This window comes from Sulfitobacter sp., assembly GCF_036960155.1.
GTDB lineage: Bacteria > Pseudomonadota > Alphaproteobacteria > Rhodobacterales > Rhodobacteraceae > Sulfitobacter.
Genome location: NZ_JBALWB010000003.1, coordinates 14,773 through 30,105 on the forward strand (window position 1 = coordinate 14,773; position 15,333 = coordinate 30,105).

The following is a 15,333-nucleotide window of genomic DNA, read 5'->3' on the forward strand; positions in this document are numbered from 1 at the left end:
TGGGTAATTTACATGTTTGTTGCACTTTCTTTGAAATCGTTACACGATATGAAATGGCCGCATCGCAAGACAAATCAACGGAATACCTATTTGACCGTATCAGGAACGCTCGGGAGCGGACTGGTATGAGCATGGATGACGCCGCTAAAGCTTTGTCCGTCAGTCGGGTTCAGATTTGGCGTTTGGAGCACAAGTCCAAGACAGTGAGCGCCGAACGACTATTTGAGATGGCGGACCTGTTCGGTGTCGATCCCAGAAAACTTCTTCACGGCGATGATGCTCCATCAGCACACCATGACCACTATCGTCGGATCGCTGACATTGTGACAATGGTTGAACAGCAGGCCCAAACATTTGATGTCCGGCCTCCTCCTGGACTGGTGGCCGAGGTCGTTGTCGAGGTGCTACAACAAGAAGCCAATCAACCTACTGACGCCAAGCCGAACCCATTTGATCCGTCGCAATACCAAGGCTTGATCGCCCTCCTATTTAAACAGGCAGCAAAGAAATGACCCCAGTAACCCAATCCGAGATCAACAAGGCCGCATGGGGTGCATGTGACACCTTCCGGGGTGTGGTCGACCCGTCGATCTACAAGGATTATGTCCTGACGATGTTGTTCCTGAAGTACCTCAGTGACGTGTGGCAGGACCACATGACACGGTATCAAGCTGAGCACCCCGATGCTCCGGAACTGGTTGAGGCCATGATGCAGCAGGAGGCGTTTGTGCTTCCGGATGGTGCCAGCTTCACCGCTCTGCACAAACGCCGCCATGAGCCGGGCAATGGAGAGCGGATAGACAAGGCGCTACATGCTATCGAAGAGGCGAACATCACCAAGCTGCGGGATGTGTTTCAGGATATCAGCTTCAATAGTAACAAGCTGGGCGATGAAGAACAGAAGAACGATATCCTGCGGCACCTGATAGAGGACTTCGCCACGGATGCATTGGACCTGCGGCCCACGCGCGTGGGCCAGTTGGATATCATCGGTGGGGCCTATGAATACCTGATCAGCCGGTTTGCCGCCACGGCAGGTAAGAAGGCTGGGGAATTCTATACTCCGGCAGAGGTGTCATCGCTGATGGCGCGGCTGGTTGATCCACAGGAGGGGGATGACATCTGTGATCCTACCTGCGGCTCTGCATCGCTCCTCATGAAGTGCGGCAGGCTGATCCGGGAGAACACAGGCACCAAACGCTACGCGCTGTTCGGGCAGGAGGCCATCGGCTCCACTTGGGCATTGGCCAAAATGAACCTGTTTCTGCATGGGGAAGAGAACCATCAGATCGAATGGGGTGATACCATTCGGAACCCCAAGCTGCGGACAAGCGATGACATGCTGCGGCACTATGATGTGGTTGTGGCCAATCCTCCGTTCAGTCTGGACAAGTGGGGCACGGAGGCTGCGGAGACCGACAAGTTCGCACGGTTCCGCCGTGGCATGCCGCCCAAAACCAAGGGCGACTATGCGTTCATCCTGCACATGATCGAGACCATGAAGCCCAAGACGGGCCGTATGGCGGTGGTGGTGCCTAATGGTGTGCTGTTCCGGGGATCGACCGAAGGTAAAATCCGCCAGAAGCTGATTGAGGAGAACCTGCTGGATGCGGTGATCGGCCTACCGGAGAAGTTGTTTTTTGGCACTGGTATCCCTGCGGCGATTCTGTTGTTCCGTAAGTCCAAGGCTGACAAATCGGTGATGTTCATCGATGCCTCACGGGAGTTCATCTCGGGTACCAACCAGAACGTGCTGGACGATACCCATCTGGAGAAGATCGTGGCGACGTACCGCGAACGGGCAACGGTGGACAAATACGCCTACTGTGCCAAACGGGAAGAGGTCGCAGAGAATGATTTCAACCTGAATATCCCCCGATATGTGGATACGTTTGAAGAAGAAGACGAGATCGATCTGATGGCCGTTCGTGACGAACGATGCCGGTTGAAGACCGATCTGACCGAGTTGGAGACCCGCATGGAGGGGTACCTGCGGGAGCTTGGTTATGGTTCCTAAGCTAAAGCTCCATGAATTTATCGACATCAAACATGGGTTTGCTTTTAGCAGCGACTTTTTCCGTGACAAAGCAACTGATTACATACTGTTGACGCCTGGTAATTTCCATGTAGATCAACGCCTCTATTTTGGACAACGAACCAAATATTACGATGGCCCAATTCCAAATGGCTATGTCTTGAAAAATGGTGACCTGTTGGTTGTTATGACCGATCTTACAAAGGATATGGCGATCCTTGGCAATGCGGTGTTGTTGAATTCGGATAAGCTGGTCCTGCACAACCAGCGGATAGGTTTGGTGCAAATCAAGGACGAAGTACGGGTTGAGAAACGCTTCCTCTGTGCGTTGCTCAATTCTGACATTGTTCAAAAATATGTCAGGGCAACTGCATCAGGAACAACAGTGCGCCACACCGCCCCCAAAAGAATTCTAGAAATACCCGCTCACATTCCGCCACTCCCCGAACAACGGAAGATCGCGGACATCCTCTCAACCTGGGACCGTGCCATCGAGACCAGTGAGGCGCTGCTGGCCACTGCCCGAACCCAGAAACGCGCCCTCATGCAGAGCCTGCTTAGCGGGAAAGGCCGCTTCTCTGAGTTTGGAGAACACACAGGTCATTCAAACAAAGTGCCAAAAGGATGGGATGTTCTGCCGCTCAGTTCGGTATGCGATGTAAAGGGTGGAAAGCGTATTCCGAAAGGCCAATCTCTTTCTGAAGCGCCTACGTCTCATCCCTATATCCGGGTTTCCGATATGCGAGACGGATATGTAGATACCTCAGACATTCGATACGTGCCAGATGAAATTGCACCATCGATAAGCCGCTACCGAATATCAAAAGATGATCTTTTCATTTCTGTTGCTGGGACACTTGGACTTGTTGGGAAAATCCAGCCTGAACTGGATGGTGCAAATCTTACAGAGAACGCTGACAAACTAACAAACATCTCTATAGATCGCGAATTTCTTCTTACAGTCCTTCAATCACCGTGGGTACAAAGACCTATACAGAATGAGAAAACGTCAAATGCACAACCCAAATTGGCACTGGAACGAATTCGAGGCTTTCGAATTCCGGTACCATCTCTTCCGGAGCAAAGGAAGATCGCGGCTGTACTCACAGATTGTCAGCATGAAATCGAAAAACTGAAATTACAAATCGTCAAACTCCGCACCGAAAAGAAAGCTCTGATGCAACAACTGCTGACGGGCAAGCGACGGGTGAACGTCTAATTTTTGATAATATCAATTTGGTATAAGAAAGTAATTGAATGACGAATTGGGAAGAACGCAGGGTTGAACGCAGCCACAACGATCATCGGACTGAATATGAGCGTGACTTTGCCCGTGTGGTGCATTCGGCAGCATTCCGTCGACTTCAAGCTAAGACACAAGTGTTGGGGATGGGTGATAGCGACTTCAACCGGACGCGACTGACCCATTCGATGGAGGTCAGCCAGATTGGCGTTTCGATCACCAAAAAGCTCTACCGCGAAGCCGCAGAGGGATCACCAGAGCGGGAGATACTACCACCTCCCATGTTGATGAGCAGTATCTGCCTCGCCCATGACTTGGGTCACCCGCCGTTTGGCCATGGTGGTGAAATTGCGTTGAACCGTTGCATGCTGCCCTATGGCGGTTTTGAAGGTAACGGCCAGACGCTTCGCATTGTCACCAAGCTGGAACCGTATCACGACGAATTCGGGATGGACCTGACCAAAAGGGCGGTTCTGGGCGTAATCAAATATCCTGCGCCCTACGATGATGTTGTTGTTTGGGATAATTACCCAGGTGGTAAGCCCGAGACACCTGCGACCGACGAAACGGATGATGGATATGCTGTGAAGGTAGAACCGTCATCAATCTTCGTTGCAAGCGCGATGAAGCCGCCAAAATGTTATCTGAACGAAGAGCATGAGGATGTCGTCCTTGGGTGGGTTGCTAAGGGATTGGAGGATTGGAACACGCTAAGTGAGGTCTCCCCAGCATCCAAGAAGGGCAAGCATCGTAAGACCAAGTATAAATCATTGGATACCTCCATCATGGAGCTTGCCGACGACATTGCATACGGGGTTCATGATCTTGAGGATGCAATTGGTCTGAAGCTGGTCCGCCACCAAACATTTTGTAAGTGGTATGAAGAGACGGACAAGGAAACAGGCAAGCCGCGCACCGAACTGATGAAGCCATTCTTGGACGTACATCATGCAGGAGAATTCGCTGATTTCGCGGAACACTTGTTCAACGTCGACACACACGCCCGGAAGCGCGTAATTGGCCATCTCGTCGGTTTCTTTGTTCAGCGAGCTAAGCTCATCCGTCAGATTGAGCCCGTATTCAAGCATGATATCTTTGGCTATCAGGCCGTGTTTGAAAAAGACATCGAAGAGGCGCTGCGAACGCTCAAAGAGATCGTTGTTGAGCTTGTGATCAAGAGCACACCGGTCCAGCAATTGGAGTTCAAGGGCCAGAAAATTGTGGCGGAGTTGTTCGCTGTCTTCGCGACAGACCCGAAGCGTTTGTTGGAACTACGTGATTACCGCCGTACGATCCAGGGTGGTGGTGATATCCCCACACCAAGAGTAATCTGTGACTACATTGCTGGCATGACGGATGAGTATGCAACCAAGAGGTATCAGCAATTATTTGAACCTCGGGTGGGTTCTGTCTTTGATAGGCTTTAAACCATGAGCCATCGCTCACCCGACACCAACGAAGAAGCTGCTGCCAAGCTGCCTGCATTGCATGTGTTGATGGTGATGGGGTGGGAGTATGTTTCTCCGGCTGACTGTCTGGCACTTCGGGGATCGGAGCGGTCTGTGGTGCTGGAGGACGTGCTACGGGTATACCTGGGGCGGCATCGGTTCGAATACAAAGGTAAGAGCTTGGCGCTATCTCCCAGTGCGATGGATCAGGTGGTTCGCGATATCACCTCAACCGGACTGTCAGAGGGGCTGCTGGCCGCGAACAAGGCGATCCATCAACATCTGACCCAAGGTATCACCGTCCGGGAGGTAATCGATGGTAAGCAGCATTATGTGACTGTGCCACTGATCGACTGGCAGGATGTTACGGGCAACCGGTTCCAGGTAACCGAAGAATTGAGCGTTGAGCGTCCCGCCGGGCTTGGCCGGTTTAGGCCGGACATCGTGTGTTACGTCAACGGTCTGCCGCTGGTGGTGATCGAAGCCAAACGCCCCGTGTCATCAACCAAGACCACAGCGATGGTCGATGAAGGGATATCTCAACATTTACGCAACCAGAAAGGTGATGGCATCCAGGATTTGTATGCCTATTCCCAACTGTTGCTTTCGATCTCGGGTGTGGAGGGACGCTATGGTACCACCGATACACCCAAGAAATTCTGGTCCAAATGGCGGGAAGAACAGATAGGGGATGCTGAGGTCGCTGGGATTAGGGCGACACCGCTCACAGAGCCCCAAGTGGAGGCGTTGTTTGCAGATAGGCCCACATGGGCACGTCAGGGCTATGAAGCCCTCCACAGGGGCGCTGTGCTGCCCACAGAGCAAGACTGGTTGATCATATCGCTGCTGCGGCCAGACCGGCTGCTGGAATTTATCAAACTGTTCATTCTGTATGACCGGAAGACGGGAAAGATCGCCGCCCGGTATCAGCAGGCGTTCGGCATCAAGTCGCTGCTGGAGCGGGTATCACAAGTGCGCCCTGATGGGGGCCGTGAGGGTGGCGTGATCTGGCACACGACAGGCAGTGGCAAATCCAATCTGATGGTCTTTCTGTGCAAGGCGTTGCTGCTTGATCCTGATCTGGCCGATTGCAGGGTGATTGTGGTCACAGATCGGGTTGATCTGGAAAAGCAGTTGTCATCGACCTTCCTGACTGGTGGTGCATTTGGTTCAGACGTTGCGACCAAGAAGGACGGTGAGAAGGCCAAAGTGCTATCTGGCCGTGATCTGGCCGAACGTATCGGGTCGGGCAATGAGCGGATCATCTTCACGCTGCTGCAAAAATTTAATTCGGCCACCAAGCTGCCGGAATGCCAGAACACCACTGACAAGCTCATCGTGTTGATTGATGAAGGCCACCGAAGCCAGGGCGGTGAGAACCATGAACGGATGCGTAAAGCGCTGCCCAATGCGTCCTACGTCGCATTCACGGGCACTCCGCTGTTGAAAGATGACAAGACCCGCAACAAGTTTGGCCCCATCCTGCATGCCTATACCATGCAGCGGGCAGTCGAAGATGGCGCTGTCACACCGCTCGTTTATGAAGAACGAAGGCCAGTGGTGGATATCAATGAGGCTGCTATTGATGCCTGGTTTGACAAAATCACCGCTGGATTGTCAGACAAACAGCGGTCCGATCTGAAGAAGAAGTTTGCGACCCGAGGTCAAATCTATGGTGCAAACAACCGGATCGAGTTGATCGCATATGACATTGCCGTTCACTTCAATGAGAACTTCGCCAAGCTTGACCTTGGGTTGAAGGCTCAACTTGCTACTGACAGCAAAAACTCTGCGATCCGGTACAAGGCCGCGTTGGATGCCACTGGTTTGGTGACCAGCGCCGTGATCATCTCACCACCGGACACCCGGGAAGGCCATGATGATACGGACGAGACCAAAGACCCGGAAGTTCAAGCCTGGTGGAAGGCTGCCGTTGGCAATGATCCCGACGCTTATGAAAATGGTGTGATCGAGGATTTCGGAACTGATGGGCCACCAGATATTTTGATTGTGGTGGACAAGCTCCTGACGGGCTTTGATGAACCTCGCAACGCGGTGCTCTACATTGACAAGTATCTGAAGGGGCACAACCTGCTTCAGGCCATCGCCCGGGTGAACCGGCTGCATGAAGCCAAGAAGCATGGGTTCTTGATCGACTACAGAGGTATCCTTGCAGAGCTTGATACATCCATTCAGAACTATCAGGATTTGGCGGACCAGACCCAAGGCGGCTACGACATCGATGACTTGGTGGGGACCGTCACCAATGTCTCCATGGAGTACAAAAGACTGCCATCCCTGCATGATGCTGTTTGGGCCATCTTCCGCGATGTTGTGAACAAACAAGACCGTGAGCAATTCCGACGGGTTCTGATGCCGGACTATGTTGAGAATGATACTGGTGTTGCTCATGACCTTCGTCAGAAGGTGCGGGATGACTTCTATGACGCGCTGACAACCTTTGGCATGTGCTTGAAGTTGGCGTTGTCATCGCGGTCATTCTTTGAGGATGGGGCATTCTCTGAAGCCACCATTCAAGGATACAAGCGTGACCTAAAGTTCTTCACCGAACTGCGTATTCAGGCAAAGCGCGATGCACAGGAAACCGTAGACTTTTCAGCCTATGAAACCCAGATCAGGAACCTTGTGGACAAGCAGGTGATCGGGCAGGAGATTGTTGACCCTGAGGGCGTGATCATGATCGGTGAGTTGGGTCAGAGCGATGATGTGAATGATTGGACAGATGAGAAGAAACGCACCGAAGCTGATCTGATCAAAACACGGATACGTAAATCCATCGAACAGGAATTGATCGATGATCCGTACGCACAGCGGGTGTTCTCAGAGATGCTGAAAGAAGCGATCAGAGAAGCAGAGTCCCTGTTTGATCACCCTGACAAGCAATACACCATGTTCAAAGACCTGGAGGCCATGGTCGGGGAAAGGGCCACACCAACAGTGCCAAACGGGTTTGGTGACAACAAGTTGGCTCAAGCTTTCTTTGGAGCCTTCGCGATGTCTTTGGAGCAGGAGCAAATTAACGATCTCGGCGAAACCAAACTGGTTGAAGAAGCCTTGTTCACGGATAGCGTGGTCCAAGGTGCTGTACGATCCCATTCAATCAGTCCAGCCAGCATCGAGGCTGAAATCCGGAAGGCTCTGCTACCACGGTTGTTCAATTTGTTAGGTGGGCTGAACCCTGCGAATGAGGTTATCGAACAGGTTGTCGCTATTGTCCGTGCGGGTGACACTAGGCGGAGCACATGAGCCCCAAGCACATCCTGGCCTATGGTGATGAGCGGATACCCTACGAGGTCAAGTTTGACCCAAGCAGGAAGACCCGCATCGCCATCCATGTTGAACCTGATGGCAGTGTCATCGTGGATGCGCCATGCGATCAGCCCGACGAGATGATCCAGAAGGCGGTTCACAAACGTTCACGCTGGATCATGGATCATGTCGCAGAAGCCCGGGATCGTTTCAGTCACGTCCGGCCAAAGGCATACGTATCCGGTGAGGAAGTCCTCTATCTGGGGCGGCGGTATATGTTGAAGGTGGTCCAGGATGACGCCGCAACCGGCACTGCACGGCTGCGAGGAAACCGTCTGGAGATTTCAACCAAATCTACTGACGCTGGCAAGGTCAGAGGTATTGTTAGGGCATGGTATCGTCTGCGGGCCCGTGACTACTTCGCCAAGCTCATCGATAAGCAGTCTGCCGTGCTCCCATGGATAGCCAAGCCACCCCCATTCAGGATGCTTGAAATGACGCGACAGTGGGGTAGCTGTTCTCCCCAAGGGCAGGTGATCCTGAACCCGCATCTGATCAAAGCGCCCCGAACCTGCATCGAATATGTCATCATCCATGAATTGGCTCATCTGAAACACCACGACCATAGCCCTGAATTCTTTGATTTGGTGGGGCGGCATGCTCCTGGTTGGGAGAAGCCCAAGAAGCTGCTGGATGGTATGGTCGAGGTTTTGGCCAATGACTGAAATTGAATTAGGGTAGTCGTTTCAAGAGCGACACTGCGCGGTTACAAAAGCTGCTCGACAGTTACACGAAGATGACAAAGCAGGTGCCAACATGACCGATGATGTTTTCATACCCACGCTGACCCATGCGACTGAGCGGGACATTGACCTGCTGTTGGTTGAAGAACTTTATGCCACGCATGACTTTGTGTTCTGGATGGCAGCACAGGCAGGCATTGCCGAGCGTATCGCGTCGTGGGATGTGAAGCACAGCAAACGCCGGACAAGATCGCGGCGTGAGATCGATATCTTTATGGAGATCACCCATACAGATGGCTTCCGCACCGCACTGTTGATTGAGAACAAGATCGACGCAGGTGAACAACCCGATCAGGCCGAAAGCTACCGTGAAGAACTCGCACTGCTGTCAGACGGGTTTAACCGCACGGCCATGATCATTGTCTGTCCAGCAAGCTACCGCGATCAGAAGCCGGTCTTCACATCCAAATTTGATGTGACAGTGACCTACGAGATGATCCGCGACTGGTTTGCCAATGCTGCGGAGGAGGCGGGCAATGAATTGGTGTTGCGGTACCGGCTTCGCACGGAACTATTCGATCAGGCTATTCACAAGCATCGGCGTGGCTACACAGCCATCCCAGATGTCATTGTTGGCGATTTCAACGCGCAATACGTAGCGTTGTTGGCTGAGATAGCGCCACAAATCATACCGGGGAACAGCATGCTGAAGCCTGCAAACCCCCGTGAGAGTACATCCATGATCTTTGACCAAAACAAATCACTGGCGGCGGTTCCCAAAGATGTCCGGCCAAGTCGATTTGCCCATGAATTGGGGCGTGGATCAGAACGACGGGCCAACTATGTTGCGGTCACATTTGCCGGTTGGGGTGCCGCATTGCCAAAAGTACGAGCCAAGCTTGAGGCCGACACAGCATCCATCGGTGCATCATTCTCTGCAAAGACACCCACCAAGACCCGCCCGAACCCAGGTTTGGTCATGTCCCTTCCCACAGAGCCGGTGGACAATCAGGGTGACTTTGGTGCTCAGGCTGAAATCTTGGTAGAAGGCATACATGAGGCGCAGTGCCTGCGATCTTGGTTGATTGAAAACGTCGAAATACTTCAAAGTTGGAAATCCGTAATTCAAGCTGCTGAAGGTGGGATTTGATGTGAATACAGTTTCACCACCGGCCTGTTGGGCTGATGAAACCTCAGTCTTGCTTACATCCTTCTGGGGATGGACACCCGAAAGTTGGGGGACATTAGGTTGGACAGGAGATCGCGGTCGCACCCGGCGGACCAATCTGCTGAAACAGCTTTCTGATCCGTTCATTACTGTCATCTACGTTACCAGCAACAAAACCTACATTGATCCGACTCTGAAAGGTATGATCGCTGGCTTCTATCTCACCAGCCATGAGACCGGTGAGCGCGATGAATTCACACACCCGATCCATCACGGGCGGGAAACAGAAAGCTGGCGGCACTCACTACGGGCAGTCCGAGCCTTCAGCTACTTGCCAGAATATCGGCATCGGGCGCTGGACTTGATCCCGTCATTATCAAGAACAGGACGGTCTGTTTCAGCCATGGGTGAAATCATCAATGATCCTGAACTGATCGAAGCATTGCGAACCACGCCATGGAAAGAGGTTCCGGTTTATTCTTCACGAACGAAATTTGAAGCCCCAGACGATCAAAGCGAAAACAACAACGGTATGGTCAGACCCGGGCCTGACAACGCCGGTGGCTATGAGGTTCCAGGGCGCGTTCACAGCCTCCCCCGTGAGCTTTATGTGCTGCGGCTTCGAGGTGACACTGACGCCTATCTGGGTCGGTCCGCACCAAGTATGTCGATCTTCAAGATCGGCATGTCGGTAAGCCCGGATATGCGGCGGCAATCCTTCCAGAAGTCCATGCCCAAAGGGGCCTTTGACTGGCTTACCTACAGAACCACCAGGATGGACGGGCATACCCCCTACAGCAGCCATGCAGCGGCTGTGAGCGGCGAAACTGCGATGAAGCTCCATCTTGCCCGCAACGGGGAACACCTGGGTGGTGAATTCTATCTGGCGACACATGATGAGATCGATACCGCATGGCGGATCGGACGCGAAGCCGCAAAGGCAGTTGATGAGAAGGAACCAATTAATGAGTAATGCACTTATCCCTCCATCAGGGTCACCCATGCCCAAAATCGACCGATACTCATGCTGGTGGCTGGTGCTACGCTAAGCATCATCTGGTTGGTTTAAGAAGCGGATATCGATCTGATTTATCGCAGCAGCACGAATTGCCAGACTTGGACCCCTACCATAATCACCAGCACTGTCCCCAGACGAATGCCCAGTGATGAAATCGTTTAGTTCCTTCGAAATATCCAAGTCCCGCAGAAAGTCTTTGAAGTTGCCACGTAGAGAATGAACGACCTTCAAAGGATCAGGACCAGCAGCGGCACGTACGAACGGCATACAAGCCTTAGATGCGTCATTGGTGGCTTTGCCATCCCGATCTCGTAGATAGTCAAACATCACACCAGTACAGCGGTTGGGCATAATCAGCCCTGAATGCAACGGCACCATTCTCTTCGAACCTTCAGTCTTAACGATTGCATCGTCTGTTAGGTCCAAATATACGATGCCTGCTTTGGTCTTTACCTGTTCCCATCGCAGCAATGCTACTTCATCCAACCGCATCCCAGTCGTAGCCAAGATTGATAATATAAGGCGCTCTCGTGGCTCCATCGGTTGTTTGAACAGCTTGACTAGTTCGCCGTGATCTAACGGCTCATAATGTTCGGTTGCTGTGCCATAGTTCTTCAATCTTAAATTCACCAACGGACTGTTATCTACATGCCCTTGCTGTTCACACCACGTCAGCATTCCTCCAACCGATGATATCCGAGTTTTGATCGTGCTATTTCCACGCCCTTGAGCATCAAGATACCGCGCATAGTCATAGGCATGTTTCTTCGTGATCACACCAACTTCGATATCTCCGATAACAGAAACAAATTCCTTGATGTGGCTATCTGCGCCGTTCTTCGTCTTGATGCGATTCCATGGGCGACCTTTGATGTATTGAGGTTGAATCCTCGAAATCAACATCGCGGGGTCAACTTTTGGAATAACTGGCTTTGGACGGAAAGCGTGTAGGGGATCGGGCGGGCCCATATCATAGACAAACTTGATCGCAGGTTGGGGCTTCAATCGATCCAACTTTTCATCGAAATCGCGGTAGATTTCATCTGCAATACGATGCTGCCGACGTTCAGCTTCCTTTCGGTCGGTTGTACCCGCCGACCGACGCACCTGCTTATTGGTGCCGTTTTGCAATCCCACAGGCTTGGTAACCTGCACATACCACTTGTTCCCTTTGGCCTTTAGTTGGACCAGCTTCGATGCGTGATAATTCATAAGAAGCCCCTAAGGTAGTGTCCGAAATAGTGTCCGCTGTAGGTTCTATTGAACCTAAATGGTCATATTTTTATAGATTTAAGGGGGTGGGGGTGTCAATGGAGGCGAGTACGAGAATCGAACTCGTGTACACGGATTTGCAATCCGCTGCGTAACCACTCCGCCAACTCGCCACCGTGGTTTTTTATGGCTCTAAAGGCACAAGCAGGAAATCGCAATACCAATTGTAACACACTTTGGCGCACATTCATGATTCTGTCCCTGTTTGTTCCAATCACGCCCGCATGTCCTGTAAGGATATAGGCCTGAACAGGCCAAGCCAACAATTGCATTGTCGTTTTTGAATTTGCGAATGGCCTATGAAGTAAGGTTATGGAGTTGAGCTGGGAAAATCCATTTTTTGTTTGACGGGTGCTGGTGTTAACTTTGATCCTAAGAGGACATTTTGTCTAAAACAAAGGCATATGGTGCAAAATTTATTTGTATTTGTAGGGAGTTGAAAACAACGACGTTTGCCCACGACAATGGCGCAAATTTCATACGGAGCTTTGACAGTTTAGAATTTCCAATGCTGTTTTTGTGGACGACAAAAAGCAAATGGCGAGGACGCACTTGTTTGCATTGTTCTTCACGCTAGTGGAAAAAGGTACGTCGTTGGGTTGAGACGTATGGAGCGGTTTGAAGCGACTACATTTCGTTTGGAGGTAGGGGAACACATTTTGGATAAGTAACTTACTGGTTCTACGGTTCCGGCTCACGTATAGTTCAGTTAAAAAGACAAGCCTAAACAGACAAGTCGCGTATGAATTTGAATCCACTGTGCAGCCACATCGCCAACTCGTTCAATGGACACGGTTGCTATCTGGGTCTGTGACGGTTCTATTAGCTAATTTTTCCTGTTTGGTGGCGGAATTTTGACGATGCGTTGCAGTGTGGGATGTGGCGTTGCTGCTTGTGATCTGTTGTGGCACATTGGTCGGATCAGGATTCTGTATAAACGAGCATTCCCATGACGGATTTTTCCAAGAGACGCACAATGATGGTCGACACGCAGGTGCGTCCTTCAGACGTGACAAAGTTCCCCATCATTGACGCGATGCTGACCGTAGCACGCGAAGATTTTGTTCCTGCAACGCGCCGCGAGGCTGCGTATGTTGGGGAAAACCTCGATATGGGGCAGGGGCGAATGCTGTTTGAGCCACGTACATTGGCAAAAATGCTGGATGCTTTGGCTATCGATGGTGATGAGCTGGTGCTGGATGTCGGGTGTGGAATGGGATATTCTACCGCAGTTATTGCCCGCATGGCGCAAGCTGTTGTTGCAGTAGAGCAAGATGAGGCCATGGCACATGAGGCGCAAGATGCGCTGGTTGCTGCGGGGGCGGACAATGCGGTTGTTCACACAGGTGAACTCATTTCAGGCGCCGCACAACATGGTCCATATGACGTTATCATCGTTGAGGGAGGCGTGACTGCTTTGCCTGATGCATTGACGGACCAGCTTAAGGAGGGTGGACGGATTGTCGCGCTCTTTATGGAGGGCGTACTGGGTGAGGTGCGTTTGGGGTCCAAACGCGATGGGCACATCAGTTGGCGCTTGGCGTTCAACGCAACTGCACCAGTATTGCCAGGCTTCGGCAAAGAGATGTCGTTTACTTTTTAAGAAAATGTGCGCCGACTTGGCGTTTATCATTGAAAATAAAGACTAAGTCCGATGCGGCTTGGCAATGTTTAGGGGCACTAGAAATGGTATTCGGTGAGATTAAGCAGAAGGCAGATCGCGTCATTCGAATGAGCTGTTTGGTCACTGCGGCAGTGGTCATGACTGGCTTTTCCGGAACATCAGCAAGGGCAGATACCTTTGCTGATGCACTGGTTAGCGCGTATAATCACTCAGGCCTTTTGGAGCAAAACCGAGCGCTACTGCGCGCTGCGGATGAAGATATCGCTGCAGCTGGCGCATTGCTTGAACCTGTTTTGCGTTGGACTGCTAGTATTACCCAAAGTTATGGTCGCGCTAGAACGTCAACAACGTCAGGTGCGTTTGACAATGATAGTTTGATAGCTTCGGGATCGTTGATCGCAGAGTTGCTGATCTATGATGGTGGTGCGACCACCTTGGGTGTTGAAGTTGCCAAAGAAACAGTTTTGGCAACCCGCCAGACGTTGATTGGGATCGAGCAGCAAGTCCTTCAGCGCGGCGTTCAGGCCTACATGGGCGTTATCGAAACCACCGAATTTGTGACACTGCGTCAAAACAACGTACGTGTGCTTACGCAAGAATTGCGTGCAGCGCGCAACCGCTTTGAAGTGGGGGAAGTTACCCGCACGGATGTCGCATTGGCCGAAGCAGAGCTGGCGCAGGCAAACAGCGGCTTAGCGTCTGCACAGGGTAACCTTGCCATCGCAATTGAGGAATATCGCAATGTGATTGGTCGCAAGCCTGGCCGTTTGTCCCGGCCCCCAAACCTGCCCAAGCTTGGACGTGATGTTGCATCGGCAAAAGCCGTTGCAGTACGCCGTCATCCCAGCATGCGTGCGGTTCAACATCAGGTGTCTGCTGCAGAATTGGCGATCAAACGTGCTGAGGCAGAAAAGAGGCCAACCGTGACAGCGCAAGGTGTTTTGTCGACAAGTGAATACCTCGACAGCAGCAGCTTTAGCGCCGGTGCTTCGATTGGGTTGAATGCAGCGGGTGTTATTAGTGCGGGTGGTTCGCGTAGTTCTGCCGTACGCAGAGCACAAGCGCAGCGTGACGCGCAGCGTGGCAACTTGCATGTGGTGCGCCACGATATCCAACAGAACGTTGGTATTGCCTATGCACAACTGAGTTCAGCACAAGCCTCGCTTAAGGCTTCTGAGGGCCAGATACGTGCAGCGCGTATTGCTTTCCGCGGCGTGCGTGAAGAAGCTACATTGGGCGCGCGGACCACGCTTGACGTGTTAGATGCCGAGCAGGCAGTTCTGGACGCCGAGGCATCAAGTATCTCGGCTCAGACTTTGGTTTATAATGCCTCTTACGCAGTTTTGGCTGCAACGGGCCAACTTACGGTGCGCGATTTGCGTCTGCCAGTGCAGCAGTATGACGTTACAGAATATTACAATTTGGTCAAAGATAGCCCGCGTGCAAAATCCAAACAGGGCGAGCAATTAGATCGAGTGCTGAAACGTCTTCAACAAGACTAACCGCTCCAAA

At 51.9% G+C, this 15,333-nt stretch carries 11 protein-coding genes and 1 tRNA gene; 10 read left to right on the forward strand and 2 right to left on the reverse strand.

Annotated elements, in window-relative coordinates:
• The first annotated feature begins 53 nt into the window (after positions 1-53).
• The 8 genes from V7775_RS10115 to V7775_RS10150 all read left to right on the forward strand — a co-directional run bounded on the left by V7775_RS10115 (position 54) and on the right by V7775_RS10150 (position 10,880).
• Entirely contained in the window at positions 54-512 is a 459-nt protein-coding gene (locus tag V7775_RS10115) for a helix-turn-helix domain-containing protein (protein ID WP_335752016.1), read from the forward strand.
• The gene (locus V7775_RS10120; RefSeq protein ID WP_335751779.1) at positions 509-2,017 is read left to right on the forward strand and encodes a type I restriction-modification system subunit M; all 1,509 of its coding nucleotides are present in this window, start codon (positions 509-511) and stop codon (positions 2,015-2,017) included. Before V7775_RS10115 ends, V7775_RS10120 begins: the two co-directional genes overlap by 4 nt.
• On the forward strand, positions 2,007-3,254 hold the full coding sequence (locus V7775_RS10125; protein ID WP_335751780.1) for a restriction endonuclease subunit S: 1,248 nt from the start codon (positions 2,007-2,009) through the stop codon (positions 3,252-3,254). Before V7775_RS10120 ends, V7775_RS10125 begins: the two co-directional genes overlap by 11 nt.
• A gap of 38 nt (positions 3,255-3,292) precedes the next feature.
• Positions 3,293-4,705 carry an anti-phage deoxyguanosine triphosphatase gene (locus tag V7775_RS10130; protein ID WP_335751781.1) on the forward strand — a complete coding sequence of 471 codons (1,413 nt, stop codon included), beginning with the start codon at positions 3,293-3,295 and terminating at the stop codon, positions 4,703-4,705.
• Positions 4,706-4,708: 3 nt separating this feature from the next.
• Positions 4,709-7,993, forward strand: coding sequence for a type I restriction endonuclease subunit R (locus V7775_RS10135; RefSeq protein WP_335751782.1), 3,285 nt, complete (start codon positions 4,709-4,711; stop codon positions 7,991-7,993).
• Positions 7,990-8,721: a M48 family metallopeptidase gene (locus V7775_RS10140; protein WP_335751783.1), complete on the forward strand. Its 732-nt coding sequence runs from the start codon at positions 7,990-7,992 to the stop codon at positions 8,719-8,721. The genes V7775_RS10135 and V7775_RS10140 overlap by 4 nt, the downstream gene beginning before the upstream one ends.
• A gap of 91 nt (positions 8,722-8,812) precedes the next feature.
• Entirely contained in the window at positions 8,813-9,889 is a 1,077-nt protein-coding gene (locus V7775_RS10145) for a PD-(D/E)XK nuclease family protein (protein WP_335751784.1), read from the forward strand.
• 1 nt (position 9,890) lies between these two features.
• On the forward strand, positions 9,891-10,880 hold the full coding sequence (locus V7775_RS10150; RefSeq protein WP_335751785.1) for a hypothetical protein: 990 nt from the start codon (positions 9,891-9,893) through the stop codon (positions 10,878-10,880).
• 72 nt (positions 10,881-10,952) lie between these two features.
• Here V7775_RS10150 and V7775_RS10155 read toward each other — a convergent pair whose 3' ends face one another.
• Both V7775_RS10155 and V7775_RS10160 read right to left on the reverse strand, forming a co-directional pair.
• A complete protein-coding gene (locus tag V7775_RS10155; RefSeq protein ID WP_335751786.1) occupies positions 10,953-12,137 on the reverse strand; it encodes a DUF6538 domain-containing protein in 1,185 nt (394 codons plus the stop codon).
• A 99-nt stretch (positions 12,138-12,236) separates the two neighbouring features.
• Positions 12,237-12,310 (reverse strand) — tRNA-Cys (locus tag V7775_RS10160).
• A gap of 836 nt (positions 12,311-13,146) precedes the next feature.
• Between V7775_RS10160 and V7775_RS10165 the strand changes: the two genes are divergently transcribed.
• Both V7775_RS10165 and V7775_RS10170 read left to right on the forward strand, forming a co-directional pair.
• Positions 13,147-13,800 (forward strand): protein-L-isoaspartate O-methyltransferase family protein, encoded by a 654-nt coding sequence (locus tag V7775_RS10165; RefSeq protein ID WP_335751787.1) that lies wholly within the window; start codon positions 13,147-13,149, stop codon positions 13,798-13,800.
• A gap of 83 nt (positions 13,801-13,883) precedes the next feature.
• Positions 13,884-15,323, forward strand: coding sequence for a TolC family outer membrane protein (locus tag V7775_RS10170; RefSeq protein ID WP_335751788.1), 1,440 nt, complete (start codon positions 13,884-13,886; stop codon positions 15,321-15,323).
• The last annotated feature ends 10 nt before the right edge of the window (positions 15,324-15,333 follow it).